This window comes from Shigella sp. FC1661 (assembly GCF_001712525.1).
Taxonomy (GTDB): Bacteria; Pseudomonadota; Gammaproteobacteria; order Enterobacterales; family Enterobacteriaceae; genus Escherichia; species Escherichia coli.
Window position 1 is genome coordinate 1 of record NZ_MDGW01000003.1, and the last position, 14,485, is coordinate 14,485.

General features: G+C 50.2%; 12 protein-coding genes and 2 pseudogenes. 3 read left to right on the forward strand and 11 right to left on the reverse strand.

The window, feature by feature from the left end; translation table 11 throughout:
- Both BFF42_RS00165 and ppsA read left to right on the forward strand, forming a co-directional pair.
- Window positions 1–286, forward strand: a 286-nt coding sequence (locus BFF42_RS00165; protein ID WP_000318964.1) for an integrase core domain-containing protein, incomplete at its 5' end; no start/stop codon positions are given.
- 148 nt (window positions 287–434) lie between these two features.
- Window positions 435–2,813: a phosphoenolpyruvate synthase gene (gene ppsA / locus BFF42_RS00170; RefSeq protein WP_000069350.1), complete on the forward strand. Its 2,379-nt coding sequence runs from the start codon at window positions 435–437 to the stop codon at window positions 2,811–2,813.
- 56 nt (window positions 2,814–2,869) lie between these two features.
- Here ppsA and fadK read toward each other — a convergent pair whose 3' ends face one another.
- Genes fadK through BFF42_RS00195 form a run of 5 tightly spaced genes read right to left on the reverse strand, consistent with a single transcriptional unit; the run spans window position 2,870 to window position 7,930 of the window.
- On the reverse strand, window positions 2,870–4,516 hold the full coding sequence (gene fadK, locus BFF42_RS00175; protein WP_012421423.1) for a medium-chain fatty-acid--CoA ligase: 1,647 nt from the start codon (window positions 4,514–4,516) through the stop codon (window positions 2,870–2,872).
- A gap of 56 nt (window positions 4,517–4,572) precedes the next feature.
- Window positions 4,573–4,866, reverse strand: a complete 294-nt coding sequence (locus tag BFF42_RS00180) for a ferredoxin family protein (RefSeq protein ID WP_039060265.1) — start codon at window positions 4,864–4,866, stop codon at window positions 4,573–4,575.
- The gene (locus BFF42_RS00185) at window positions 4,863–6,152 is read right to left on the reverse strand and encodes an FAD-dependent oxidoreductase (RefSeq protein ID WP_001282575.1); all 1,290 of its coding nucleotides are present in this window, start codon (window positions 6,150–6,152) and stop codon (window positions 4,863–4,865) included. The genes BFF42_RS00180 and BFF42_RS00185 overlap by 4 nt, the downstream gene beginning before the upstream one ends.
- 55 nt (window positions 6,153–6,207) lie before the next feature.
- Entirely contained in the window at window positions 6,208–7,146 is a 939-nt protein-coding gene (locus tag BFF42_RS00190) for an electron transfer flavoprotein subunit alpha (RefSeq protein WP_000080718.1), read from the reverse strand.
- A 19-nt stretch (window positions 7,147–7,165) separates the two neighbouring features.
- Entirely contained in the window at window positions 7,166–7,930 is a 765-nt protein-coding gene (locus BFF42_RS00195; protein WP_000692130.1) for an electron transfer flavoprotein, read from the reverse strand.
- 314 nt (window positions 7,931–8,244) lie between these two features.
- Here BFF42_RS00195 and BFF42_RS00200 point away from each other — a divergent pair, with 314 nt between their 5' ends.
- The gene (locus BFF42_RS00200) at window positions 8,245–9,156 is read left to right on the forward strand and encodes an AraC family transcriptional regulator (protein WP_000284799.1); all 912 of its coding nucleotides are present in this window, start codon (window positions 8,245–8,247) and stop codon (window positions 9,154–9,156) included.
- A gap of 42 nt (window positions 9,157–9,198) precedes the next feature.
- Here the strand turns inward: BFF42_RS00200 and BFF42_RS00205 are convergent, their stop codons facing one another.
- The 6 genes and pseudogenes from BFF42_RS00205 to BFF42_RS00230 all read right to left on the reverse strand — a co-directional run.
- Entirely contained in the window at window positions 9,199–10,350 is a 1,152-nt protein-coding gene (locus BFF42_RS00205; protein ID WP_000347825.1) for an acyl-CoA dehydrogenase, read from the reverse strand.
- A gap of 13 nt (window positions 10,351–10,363) precedes the next feature.
- Window positions 10,364–11,959: an acyl CoA:acetate/3-ketoacid CoA transferase gene (locus tag BFF42_RS00210; protein ID WP_039060262.1), complete on the reverse strand. Its 1,596-nt coding sequence runs from the start codon at window positions 11,957–11,959 to the stop codon at window positions 10,364–10,366.
- 145 nt (window positions 11,960–12,104) lie between these two features.
- Window positions 12,105–12,863: a type I 3-dehydroquinate dehydratase gene (gene aroD, locus BFF42_RS00215; RefSeq protein ID WP_012421640.1), complete on the reverse strand. Its 759-nt coding sequence runs from the start codon at window positions 12,861–12,863 to the stop codon at window positions 12,105–12,107.
- A 31-nt stretch (window positions 12,864–12,894) separates the two neighbouring features.
- Window positions 12,895–13,761: a quinate/shikimate dehydrogenase gene (ydiB, locus tag BFF42_RS00220; RefSeq protein WP_000383469.1), complete on the reverse strand. Its 867-nt coding sequence runs from the start codon at window positions 13,759–13,761 to the stop codon at window positions 12,895–12,897.
- Between the two features lie 11 nt (window positions 13,762–13,772).
- Window positions 13,773–14,177 (reverse strand): annotated as a pseudogene (locus BFF42_RS00225) (MFS transporter); the annotation flags it as partial.
- A gap of 16 nt (window positions 14,178–14,193) precedes the next feature.
- Window positions 14,194–14,485: pseudogene (locus BFF42_RS00230) on the reverse strand (IS1-like element IS1X2 family transposase); the annotation flags it as partial.

Here is a 14,485-nt window from a genome sequence, read left to right on the forward strand (position 1 = left end):
AACACGCCAGTTCGCCCGGATGTTGGGACTTGAACCGAAGAACACGGCGGTGCGGAGTCCGGAGAGTAACGGAATAGCAGAGAGCTTCGTGAAAACGATAAAGCGTGACTACATCAGTATCATGCCCAAACCAGACGGGTTAACGGCAGCAAAGAACCTTGCAGAGGCGTTCGAGCATTATAACGAATGGCATCCGCATAGTGCGCTGGGTTATCGCTCGCCACGGGAATATCTGCGGCAGCGGGCTTGTAATGGGTTAAGTGATAACAGATGTCTGGAAATATAGGGGCAAATCCAGCTGGATCAGTCTTAAAAAGTAAAAAAATATATTTGCTTGAACGATTCACCGTTTTTTTCATCCGGTTAAATATGCAAAGATAAATGCGCAGAAATGTGTTTCTCAAACCGTTCATTTATCACAAAAGGATTGTTCGATGTCCAACAATGGCTCGTCACCGCTGGTGCTTTGGTACAACCAACTCGGCATGAATGATGTAGACAGGGTTGGGGGCAAAAATGCCTCCCTGGGTGAAATGATTACTAACCTTTCCGGAATGGGCGTTTCCGTTCCGAATGGTTTCGCCACAACCGCCGACGCGTTTAACCAGTTTCTGGACCAAAGCGGCGTAAACCAGCGCATTTATGAACTGCTGGATAAAACGGATATTGACGATGTTACTCAGCTTGCGAAAGCGGGCGCGCAAATCCGCCAGTGGATTATCGACACTCCCTTCCAGGCTGAGCTGGAAAACGCCATCCGCGAAGCCTATGCTCAGCTTTCCGCCGATGACGAAAACGCCTCTTTTGCGGTGCGCTCCTCCGCCACCGCAGAAGATATGCCGGACGCTTCCTTTGCCGGTCAGCAGGAAACCTTCCTCAACGTTCAGGGGTTTGACGCCGTTCTCGTGGCAGTGAAACATGTATTTGCTTCTCTGTTTAACGATCGCGCCATCTCTTATCGTGTGCACCAGGGTTACGATCACCGTGGCGTGGCGCTCTCCGCCGGTGTTCAGAGGATGGTGCGCTCCGACCTCGCATCTTCTGGCGTGATGTTCTCCATTGATACCGAATCCGGCTTTGACCAGGTGGTGTTTATCACTTCCGCATGGGGCCTTGGTGAGATGGTCGTGCAGGGGGCGGTTAACCCGGATGAGTTTTACGTGCATAAACCGACACTGGCGGCGAATCGCCCGGCTATCGTGCGCCGCACCATGGGGTCGAAAAAAATCCGCATGGTTTACGCGCCGACCCAGGAGCACGGCAAGCAGGTTAAAATCGAAGACGTACCGCAGGAACAGCGTGACATCTTCTCGCTGACCAACGAAGAAGTGCAGGAACTGGCAAAACAGGCCGTACAAATTGAGAAACACTACGGTCGCCCGATGGATATTGAGTGGGCGAAAGATGGCCACACCGGCAAACTGTTCATTGTGCAGGCGCGTCCGGAAACCGTGCGCTCACGCGGTCAGGTCATGGAGCGTTATACGCTGCATTCACAGGGTAAGATTATCGCCGAAGGCCGTGCTATCGGTCATCGCATCGGTGCGGGTCCGGTGAAAGTCATCCATGACATCAGCGAAATGAACCGCATCGAACCTGGTGACGTGCTGGTCACTGACATGACCGACCCGGACTGGGAACCGATCATGAAGAAAGCATCTGCCATCGTCACCAACCGTGGCGGTCGTACCTGTCACGCGGCGATCATCGCTCGTGAACTGGGTATTCCGGCGGTAGTGGGCTGTGGTGATGCAACAGAACGGATGAAAGACGGTGAGAACGTCACTGTTTCTTGTGCCGAAGGTGATACCGGTTACGTCTATGCGGAGTTGCTGGAATTTAGCGTGAAAAGCTCCAGCGTAGAAACCATGCCGGATCTGCCGTTGAAAGTTATGATGAACGTCGGTAACCCGGATCGAGCTTTCGACTTCGCCTGTCTGCCGAACAAAGGCGTGGGACTTGCGCGTCTGGAATTTATCATCAACCGTATGATTGGCGTCCACCCACGCGCACTGCTTGAGTTTGACGATCAGGAACCGCAGTTGCAAAACGAAATCCGCGAGATGATGAAAGGTTTTGATTCTCCGCGTGAATTTTACGTTGGTCGTCTGACTGAAGGGATCGCGACGCTGGGTGCCGCGTTTTATCCGAAGCGCGTCATTGTCCGTCTCTCTGATTTTAAATCGAACGAATATGCCAACCTGGTCGGTGGTGAGCGTTACGAGCCAGATGAAGAGAACCCGATGCTCGGCTTCCGTGGCGCGGGCCGCTATGTTTCCGACAGCTTCCGCGACTGCTTCGCGCTGGAGTGTGAAGCAGTGAAACGTGTGCGCAACGACATGGGGCTGACCAACGTTGAGATCATGATCCCGTTCGTGCGTACCGTAGACCAGGCGAAAGCGGTGGTTGAAGAACTGGCGCGTCAGGGGCTGAAGCGTGGTGAGAACGGGCTGAAAATCATCATGATGTGTGAAATCCCGTCCAACGCCTTGCTGGCCGAGCAGTTCCTCGAATATTTCGACGGCTTCTCAATTGGCTCAAACGACATGACGCAGTTGGCGCTCGGTCTGGATCGTGACTCCGGCGTGGTGTCTGAACTGTTCGATGAGCGCAACGATGCGGTGAAAGCATTGCTGTCGATGGCTATCCGTGCCGCGAAGAAACAGGGCAAATATGTCGGGATTTGCGGTCAGGGTCCGTCCGACCACGAAGATTTTGCCGCATGGTTGATGGAAGAGGGGATCGATAGCCTGTCTCTGAATCCGGACACCGTGGTGCAAACCTGGTTAAGCTTGGCTGAACTGAAGAAATAAAATAAATACCCGGCGGCGTTTTGTCGCCGGGTTTATGTGATCCCCGAAGATGAAACTTATTCAATCTCTTCACAGACATCCTGCGTTAATCGCCGCATAATATCTTTTCTTAACAAAAACTTTTGTATTTTACCTGAGGCAGTGCGCGGTAGTTTTTCGATTACCACGATATGTTCAGGATATTTATATTTTGCGACCCGTTTACGGCTAAAAAAAGCCACCACCTCTTCCAGCGATAATGAATGATGCGGCGCTTTCAGCACGACATAAGCGCATGATCGTTCACCTAAACGTTCATCGGGCATTGCAACCACACAGGCATCGTGAATTTTAGGATGCTGCAATAAAATATCTTCCACTTCACGGCTGCTAATATTTTCGCCGCCGCGGACAATAATATCTTTTTTGCGTCCGGTAATTTTTATATAGCCAGCCTCATCCATACGGCAGAGATCGCCGCTGCAATACCAGCCTTCTTCGTCCAGCGCACGGGCGGTTAATTCAGGTTCATCAAAATACCCCATAAACACATTGGGGCCACGCGAGGCTTCTTCACCTTCGCAACCTGGCGGTAAGGTCTTGCGTGCGTCATCGACCACTTTAATCTCTACACCTGCGGCAGCGTAACCATCGGTGTGCATAAAGCGAGACAAAGGATCATCGAGATTCACCACCGCATGCGGCGAACTTTCTGTGGAACCATAAACACTTAATAATTTAATGCCGCGCTGCTGGCATTCACGTGCCACTTTTTTGGGGATTGTGGTACCGCCGCAAAGAAAGAAACGCAGCGCTGAAAGGTCCGCGGGTTGTTTCTCTAGTACATTCAAAAGATCATAGACAAACGGCGTTGCGCCTAGCATACAGGTGCAACGCTGCTGCTCAAGCAGCGCGAGACACGCATCAGGAGTGAAAATATCTAACAACACGCTGCGAGCGCCAATTAAGAATGGTGCCGTTACGCCATGCAGAAAGCCCGTTGCGTGACCAAGTGGCGCAGGCATCATAAAGACATCCTGCCAGGTCAGATTCAGTCGCGCGCAATAAGCCCGCTCACTGGCGAGAATATTGTTATGCGTTAGCATCACGCCCTTTGGCAGACCCTCGGTTCCGGAGGTAAACAGCACCGCAGCTAATTCATCGCCGTGGGTCGTTATCGCCGTGGTCAGTGAGGTATTGTCGGCGATAATCGGACTTAATGAGAGGGAAGAGGTGGCGGGAGCCAGTTTGTCCACGCCGACAATTTGTTGTAGTTGTGGAAGCTGATTTTGCAGCGGCAGGATTAAATCTACCGGACGTGTTTGTTTAAACAACGTCGGTGCAAAGAACATTTTTGCCTGACACTTATTGAGCACCGACACCAGTTCTGCTTCCCGCCAGGAAGGCAACAGCGGCACGGAAACCGCACCGATTTTCAGGCAGGCAAGATAGATAACGGTAAATTCACACCAGCCAGGCAGTTGAAATGCGATGCGATCGCCTGATTCAATACCCTTCGCTAACATCCAGTTTGCCAGACAGCTCAAGGCGTGATCGAGCGCGCTATAGGTGTACGTTGCACCATGATTGTCGACCACGGCAATTTTGTCTGGCATCGCACGAGCGGTCTGCTGCCAGTAATCGGCCAGTGAAGCATCGCCCCATAACCCTTGCTGACGATACGCCGCACGACGTTGTTCGTTGAACGTTAATGTCACTTTCATTTTGGACTCTCGAAACAGAACATCAGGCCCGAGATGCGGGCCTGTGGGATGCATGATTAGCCGTAGCGAAAATCAATACCGAAGGTGCCTACGGGATATTGCCACTGTTCGAGAATAGTGTTGCCGCACAGCACCCGACAGGTGCCGCACTCCAGACAACCGGCGGAATCGAAATGAATGTTGCCGGCGTCATCCTGCTTATAAAGTCCGGCAGGGCAAGCTTTCATTAATTTACGGAATTCATTGATATCGGGATTTGCCGCCAGAATGATATGCGGGTGGCCCTCATCAACATGGAATTTATTGACGCCTAATTTGATGTCGACGTTAACCGTAGCGTTCTGGCTCATAGCGCGGTTGCTCCCTTAATGCCATCTTTCAGCAAGTTGATCAGCCCAATTTTCTTCGCGTGTCCCATGATCATTTTGCGTACCGGCTGGTTTGGTTTGCCGTCAATGGTGAACATCTCGTTCATGATGTCGGCGACCATTCGTGGGTATTGGCTAAACAGGCGCGGGTTTTCCATCAGCGCCGGGATCTTGCGGAAATGCTGCATATCGCGCATGACGCAGCTTTGTTCCAGCTCACGTTTGTATTGCGCCAGACTGCTGGCGGAGAAATCCTCGCGTTCTTTGGCGGCGATCACCGTTGTGGCGGCAGCCTGAGCCGATGCAATGGCTAAATCCATGCCACGAACTGTAAAACCCAAATTCAGGCAGAAGCCTGCGGCGTCACCAACGATCATCACGCCATCGTTAACCATCTGCGGCACCATTGCCAGACCGCCTTCTGGCACCATATGCGCGGAATATTCAAGCAGTTTGCCGCCGCTAATTAGTGGGCGAATGGCGGGGTGTTGTTTAAAATCTTCCAGCATTTGCGGCACGCTTTTTTGCGCATGGGCGATATCACCCAATCCACAAACCAGCCCCAAGGATATGGAATCCTTGTTGGTATAGAGAAATCCCCCGCCCATCAGGCCGTCAGAAGGGGAACCGGCAAACAGCCAGGCGGCACCTTCCTCGCCCGTAATATTAAAGCGATCGTTGATCTGTTCTGGTGTGAGGCCAATAACCTCTTTAACACCAACAGCGTAATGATGCGGATCGGAAGCGGGAACCATTCCCAGCGAGCGGCCAAGCATCGAGTTTACGCCATCAGCTAGAACCACCACATTCGCTTGGAGAATATCATCCCCGGCCTGCACGCCAGTGACCTTGTTTCCTTCACGAACCAACGCATCGACGCGAACGCCCGGGATAAACTGTGCGCCCGCCTGCTCGGCTTGTTCCATCAACCACGGGTCCAGACGATTACGCAATACGGTATAAGATGCGTGTTGCGGAACATCTGGTTGCTCGCGGTGAAAATCGAGGGTAACGGCGCTTTCTTCGGTTAAGAAGGAGATTTTCTCGCGTGTGACCTTGCGTTCTACCGGCGCTGATACTGCAAAGCCTGGAATGATTGCTTCAAGTGTGTGGGCATAAAGACGCCCGCCGGTCATGTTTTTACATCCGGCACTGTCGCCGCGTTCTATCACCAGGACATCCAGTCCGGCTCGCGCCATGACCAGTGCGGCAACGCTACCAGCAACGTCCGCACCGACCACAATGGCATCAAATTTGTTATCCGACATGCGTTATGCTCCCTTCCCGCTGCGTTTACAGCGGGAGATGTGGTTGAAAGGGGAATTAGCGGCTCAACTGGCTAATCAGGGCAGGGACGACTTTGTAGATATCGCCCACCAGGCCGTAGTCGGCATAATTGAAGATTGGCGCATTTTTATCTTTATTGATGGCGACAATCACTTTTGCGCCGTTGCCGCCAACCATATGCTGGATCTGCCCGGAGATCCCCAGCGTCAGGTAGAGATCGGATTTCAGCAACACGCCGGAGACACCGATATAACGTTCACGCTCCATCCAGTTCTCGCCTTCGGCAATTGGACGTGAACAGCCGACTTCAGCATTCAGCACCGCCGCCAGTTCGTGGACCATTTTCAGGTCATCCTGCGCCGCCAGACCATGACCGACGCCAACCACACGTTTTGCTTTGCTCAGGTCCACGCTGCTTGCGGCTTTCGCACGGCGTTCGCGACAGAGAATTTCATGACGCGGAGCAACATAAGGTACCGTTTCTGTCGGGCACTTATGAGAGGTATCACTGGTGCACGGTTCCTGAACACCGGGTGCAAGGGTAATGATCGCCAGCGGGCTGTTGATCTTTTCCTGAGCGAACGCTAACCCGCCATACATCCGGTGTTCGGCGCAAATGTGACCATCGACAATATCCACCGCCGTGGCATCGTTCACCAGCGCCGCATTCAGTTGCACACTTAACCGTGCTGCCAGAGCTTTACCACGTTTCGTCGCGGCCAACAGCAACATAGCGGGGTGTTTATCTTTCAGCGGGGCAGCAATGCTTTCGGCGTAATTTTCAGTGCGTTGCAGCGCGTCGTTTTGCTCAAGAACATAAATACATTTTGGACCATAAGGCATAACTGCCTGCGCCTGGTCGGTATTTTGTACAATGGCATACACCTGTTGGCCCCATTGCTGAGCGCCGCCAAACAGTTCAGCATAACGTTCAGGATTATCGCTAAAGACCCAGACGCTGTTTAATTGACTCATCGTTTCTTCTCCGTAGGCTTCAGTTCAGGGCTTTCTTCAGATGTTCCGCCAGCTCGGTAATGGCCTCCGGCGAATCGTTATCGATAATGATGTGCTTACGTTCTGTTTGCGGCGGTACGCGAATGCCGACCAGTTCAGCAAGTGGCGCGCTCTGGCTCCAGTCAATATCACTTGCCTGCCACTGATTTACCGGTTTTTTACCCGCGCCGAGAATGGCTTTCATCGAAGGAATGCGTGGCACGTTAATATCGGAGGTGACGCAGAGCACGGCTGGAACAGAGAGTTCAATAACTTCAACATCATCTTCAAGCGTGCGTTCAATCACCAGTGTATTGCCCTGACGCTGAATAGCACTCACTGCATTAATCACCGGAAGTTGCAGAATTTCTCCGACCAGCAAGCCAACCTGCTGGGCATAAAGGTCGCCGGAACCTTCACCAAAGATCAGTAAATCGAAGCCGATCTTTTCAATTGCTGCCGCCAGCGCTTTTGCGGTATCGAGAGGCAGTGCATGTTCAAGTTGCGCATCCTGCACCAAATACAGGCTGTGCGGCCCGCGGGATAGCACATCTTTGCGCACTTTCGAGTTCTGCAACAATAAGCCGCCAACGGTCAGCGCGGCTATCTCATCGTCATCTGTTGCGAGCTGGCTTGCAGCTTCAATGGCATTGAGATCGAACTGGCTGATTTTGGCGTCGGCATTGTCGAAATTCAGGGTGTATTCTGGAGTGACAACAATGTCCTGTTCTTCAGGCACCAGCTTAAAGCAGGTTATTATTTTCATGATTTCTCCTGTGAGTCGCATACGGAACATCTCCGATGGAAGGTAAAAATGGCCTGAAAATAGTGTGCGATAGCGGTGCGGGGTTTTCGACGGAGCAAGCTGTTTTCCTTGCCAACAATCTTGCAAAAAAAATGCGATCGCTAAAACAAAAGTGCAATTTGCGGCAATATAGTTATTCCATGACCGTACAATCTTGCATTCAGTGTAAATAATCTTGTTTAGCTCTCGCTAAACGCGGTTGTATAACCGCAATACACGCCGTATTTTATCCGGCATATATTGTTTTTGCTTGCTCATGGAATAGGGAGGTTGTCATGTATCAACGCTGTTTTGATAACGCCAGTGAAACGCTGTTTGTCGCCGGTAAAACGCCACGGCTTTCACGTTTTGCATTTAGCGATGATCCAAAATGGGAGTCCGGACATCACGTTCATGACAATGAAACCGAGTTGATTTACGTCAAGAAAGGGGTTGCAAGGTTTACCATCGATTCTTCGTTATATGTCGCACATGCGGATGACATTGTGGTGATAGAACGCGGCAGGCTGCATGCGGTGGCCTCTGACGTTAACGATCCGGCAACGACGTGTACCTGTGCGCTGTACGGCTTTCAGTTTCAGGGGGCTGAGGAAAATCAGCTACTGCAACCGCATTCTTGTCCGGTAATTGCCGCGGGGCAGGGAAAAGAAGTCATAAAAACCTTATTTAATGAGCTAAGTGTGATTTTGCCGCAAAGTAAAAATAGCCAAACATCTTCGTTATGGGATGCATTTGCCTATACGTTAGCCATTCTTTACTACGAAAATTTTAAAAATGCTTATCGTTCGGAGCAGGGGTATATTAAAAAAGATGTTCTGATAAAAGATATTCTTTTCTATCTGAATAATAATTATCGCGAAAAAATCACTTTAGAACAGTTATCGAAAAAATTTCGTGCCAGCGTCAGTTATATTTGCCATGAATTTACCAAAGAGTATCGTATTTCCCCTATTAACTATGTTATTCAACGGCGTATGACGGAAGCAAAATGGTCACTCACTAATACTGAATTATCACAGGCAGAGATCTCCTGGCGTGTGGGTTATGAAAATGTCGATCACTTTGCCAAACTGTTTTTGCGCCATGTCGGTTGTTCGCCCAGCGATTACCGTAGACAATTTAAAAACTGTTTTGCGGAACAAGAAATCCTATCTGAATTTCCTCAACCGGTAAGTCTTGTTGGATAAATCTGGCGGCGCAGTTTGTTAAGAAGCTGCGCCGCCTGCAGATTATTTGTTCTGATAGTCTTTCAGGATCTGCCGACCTGCTACGTAAATCATAATTTCGTCTGTACCGCCGCCGATACGTTCACAACGGACATCACGCCAGAAGCGGGAGACGCGCGCTTCATCGGTATAGCCCAGACCGCCCATGATTTGAATCGCATCATCAATGACTTCCATTGCGGTACGTGCGCAATACAGTTTTGCCAGCGCCGCGCTGGTGCGCAGTGACTGATGCTGATCGGCTTGCCATGCCACTTTCAGCACCATGTTGCGCATGTTGTCGATCTTAATCGCCATCAGCGCCAGTTTTTCCTGGATCATCTGGTTATGACCAATGGGCTTACCAAAAGCGATACGTTGGTTGGCATAGCGGGCGGCATCTTCAAAGGCGCATTCGGCAAAGCCGGTGCTGCGCGCGGCGTTGATCAGGCGCTCCATCTCAAAGTTGTACATCACATTGAGGAAACCCATTCCTTCTTCGCCCACCATGTCGCTCTCTTCAACCTCCACGTTGTCGAGATAGACTTCGCAGGTGCTGAGCATATGCCAGCCGATTTTATGCAGCGGGTTAATCTTAATGCCGGGCTTACTGGAGTCGACCCACCACAGGGTGAAGGCTTTTTTGGGATCTTTCGGTTGCGGATCGCGCGCCAACACCAGCATATACGGGTACTCTTTCGCACCGGTAATAAAGGTTTTCTGTCCGTTGATGTAAACCTTGCCGTTTTTACGCGTGTAAGTGGTAGTGGCACTGTTGTTGTCTGAGCCTGCGCCTGGCTCCGTCAACGCCAGGGCATAGGCGGGATCACCCGTTTCCAGGGTGCTCTCTGCCGTTTTACGTAGCTGCTCTGCAGAACCGAAACGGCGCATACTGTGAATACATTGACCGTTGGTAATCAAAAATGCCGGAGCACCGCATTTTGACACTTCCATCAGCGCCAGCATCTGGGTGACGTAATCCGCAGGGATGCCACCGAACTCTTCCGGCACGCCAAGCATAGAAATGCCGTTATCCGCCAGCGCCCGCATAAACTCACGCGGATATGTCCCGTTTTGATCGCAGGTGCGGAAATACTCTTCCGCAAAGTTAGTCGTAATCAGTTCGCGAATACTGGCCAGCAGCAGTTCTTGTTCTTCAGTTAAAGAAAAATCCATCGTGATACTCCTGTTAATGAGCCGCTTCAGGCAGGACAAAACCCATCGCCGCATCGATAAATAATCTTTCGTCCATCAGTTTGAGTTCTGGCGAAATCACTGGGGTGAAATCCATTTTGTCGAGAATATCTTTTTGTAAATCGACGCTAGGGGCGATTTCGATTAAATGCAGGCCGTCTTCTTTCAGCGTGAATACAGCACGTTCGGTGATGTAACGAACATCCAGTTCCCGTTCGAGCGCGATTTTTCCGCTAAAAGTAATTTCCGGTAGTTCCTGAATAAATTTCTTCACCCGTCCTTCCTGGACGATATTTAATTTGCCATCGGCAATTTCTGTTTTTAAACTGCCCGCGGTTAACGTGCCGCAGAAAATAATTTTCTTCGAGGTGGCACTGATATCAATAAATCCACCGGTACCCATGATTTTGCCATTGAATTTATGCACGCCGACGTTACCGTGCTGGTCGACTTCAGCAAAACTCAAATAACAAACATCCAGACCACCACCGTGATAAAAATCAAACTGGGACGTCATATCCAGAATGGCACGGGTATTCACGTTCGCGCCAAAGGCGATCCCCTGTGAAGTAATTCCGCCAATCGGACCTGTTTCTACCGTCAGAATAAAGTCATCAGCACAACCTTCTTCCCGGGCGACCAGGCCAATACCGTCAGCAATATCGACGCCGACATTCCCCACCGCGCCTTTACGCATTTCGAATAATGCACGCCTCGCAACTAATTTACGTTGGTTTAGGGGCAGGCTAAGTTTGGTGCTGTCATCAAGAGTGAAGTCACCAGAAATAAAGCGGTTAACCGGCGCACCGCCATACAGTTGGCTTTGATCCGGATCGACCACCACAATATCCACCAGATAACCCGGAATACGGACAGATTTAGGATGCAGCGTGGCTTTCTTAACCATTTTCTGCACCTGCATCATCACAATACCGCCGTTATTGTGCACCGCCTGGGCAATAACCAATGCGTCGAGATACATCACCTCATCTTCAAAAGTGGCGTAGCCTTCACTGTCGCAGGTGGTAGCGCGAATGAAGGCGATATCTGGCGCAATCGCTTTGTAATAGAGATATTCTTTGTTATCAAACTCGACCAGTTTAATCAGGTCTTCTTTCGTGACTTCATTCAGTTTGCCGCCTTGCTGGCGTGGATCGACAAATGTCCCGATGCCAATATCACTAATAATACCAGGCTGGTGGGCTGCGGCGGCGCGTAAGGTTTGTGTAAGTACACCTTGTGGATAGTTATAAGCAATAATTTTATTTTGTTCTGCGAGTTCAGAAATACGCGGCGATTGTCCCCAGTGACCACATAATGCCCATTTCACCAGACCTTCTTGCGCCAGCGGACTAATACCACGGTCGGCGCGATCGCCAAGCCCTGTTGGACTAATAATCGATAAATTACGTGGCGTTTGAGTCTGTTTATATTTATCAGCAAGAGCAGTAATTAACGTCGTGGCTTCCAGAATACCGCCGCCAGCGCCTAACACACAAAGTGTTGCTTCGTCGGGAATATAATTCACCGCTTCCTGTGCCGACAGGACCGGCACTCGTCCATTAATACGAGGTGGTTTTACAGGTTTCATTGTTAATTCCTGATTCAGGTGTGATTTTCCCTACGCCAGATGGATATTTAGCGCACAGAGACTCACGAAATATTTTTATTAAATACGGTTGAATATATTTTTTTTAGTTCGGCGGGGGAGGATATTCCCGCCGAAATATTATTGCTTATGCCTGATGTAAAATAGTTAATACTGTGCGTAAATCATTTACCGAGATTTGCCCTGGCGCAGAGGCTTTTTTTACCGCACCAAAAGTTGCCGCCGAGCCAAATACTTCACCAGCCAGACGAGAAATTACGCCAGTTTTTGCCATTGACATTGTGATGATTGGACGATCGGCATACTGCTCCTGCATCTCCAGGGTCGCGGCAAGCAACGTCAGCACATCGCTGGTACTTTGCGGCATCAGCGCAATCTTAGGAATATCGGCGTTGAAGGACTGCATTTTGCGCAGACGGGCAATGATTTCTTCGGCTTCCGGCGTTTTATGGAAGTCATGGTTGGACATGACAACTTTCACATCATGCGCGTGGGCGCAGGCGACGGCTTCTTTAACCTGATCATCGCCGGTAAATAACTCCAGATCTATCATATCAACCAGGCCGCTGTCGATGGCTGCACGATTGAGAGCAATATAAGCCTCGGTGGAAATCGCCTGCTCGCCGCCTTCTTTGGCACTGCGGAAGGTAAACAGCAGCGGTTTTTCTGGCATGGTTTCGCGGAGAATTTTTGCCGCCGCCATGACAGACTCCACATTGGAGAGGTCGGCAAAGTGGTCCACACGCCATTCCAGAATATCAAAGTCCGCTTCACGATAGGCGAGAGCTTCGGATTTCACGCGGGCGATATCTTTCGCCATCAGCGAGACGATGATTTTAGGTGCGCCCGTACCAATGACGAGATCTTTTACAGTTACGGTTTTCATTTTTTTACCCTTTCTGCACGCGGTCAGCCTGTCAGGCACCGAACCCCATGACCTGTTTAACATATTCCAGAGGGAAATCTTTGCCAGTCCATAACGTGAACTGTTCAGCCCCTTGCCACAACAACATGCCGTATCCATCAATCGTTTTGCAACCAGCTTGTTGCGCCTGCTGCAATAACTTCGTCATATGCGGGTTATACACGCATTCAGTGACCAGAAGTCCCGGATGTAACAGACTGATATCATTAACTAATGATTCATTCTCAAGGGGTTTCATACCCACTTTTGTGCCATTGGTTAAAATGTCGGCGGAAGCCAGGGCTTCAGCAAAGGCTTGCTGATCGGCGAGATCGGTAACCGTGACGACACAATCGGTGTTTTCGTTAACCCGCTGCGCGAAGGCGAGGGCTTTATCGAAGAACTCATCCCGACGGTTAAAGAGTTTAATTTCTTTTAAACCTTCAATTGCCCCCTGCGCGCCAATCGCCGTTGAGGCACCTCCGGCCCCTAACAGCACCATTGTTTTGCCTTTGATATCAAAACCGCTCTCTTTAATGGCGCGAATATGGCCCGTGCCGTCGGTGTTATAGCCGCGCAGGTAGCCATCATCATTAACGATGGTGTTGATGGCACCCACCAGTTTGGCTGCTGGCGTTAATTCATCAACATATTCACAAGCCAGTTGTTTGTTCGGCATTGATACACCAGTTCCGCGCATTTTTAGAGCTTTTAATCCTTCAATTGCTCCGGGAAAACTATCGTTATCCACTTCAAAGGCCATATAGGTAAATGGCAATCCCGCTTTTTCTAAGGCTTTATTCTGCATTTCAGGCGATAAACTGTGGCGGATAGGATAGGCCATCAGCCCAATCAATTCGTATTTTGCGGTAACATCCATAATTAACTCCTTTAACCTCTATGCTTAATTGTGTTTAACCGGGTGCTAAATTTACGCTCGCCAAACCGCACATCATTCTCAGGAATAATAAAAACGCGGTAATAGCGGATAAAAACAATAATTGCGGTAATCAGGGCCAGCAGCGCGAAAGTAAAATCGAGAACAATGATATATTGAAGGCCGATGTTCGACAGATAACCGGTAATCAGCGGAATAACAAAGTTAGCCAGTCCACCCATCATCATATAAATACTGGTGACTTTGGCTTTGCTTTTTGGGAAAAACTCTGACATGACCGAAACACCGAGCTGTAAAATGCCGCCAGCTGCTGAGAAACCGATAACAAAGGCGCCGGCATTACACACCAGTGGAGAAGGGTACAGATAGATAATGGCTGCTGTTATTGTTGCCAGTGCAGGTAATGACTCCAACTTACTGATAGTGTTTTATGTTCAGATAATGCCCGATGACCTTGTCATGCAGCTCCACCGATTTTGAGAACGACAGTGACTTCCGTCCCAGCCTTGCCAGATGTTGTCTCAGATTCAGATTATGTCGCTCAATGCGCTGAGTGTAACGCTTGCTGATAACGTGCAGCTTTCCCTTCAGGCGTGATTCATACAGCGGCCAGCCATCCGTCATCCATACCACGACCTCAAAGGCCGACAGCAGGCTCAGAAGACGCTCCAGTGTGGCCAGAGTGCGTTCACCGAAGACGTGCGCC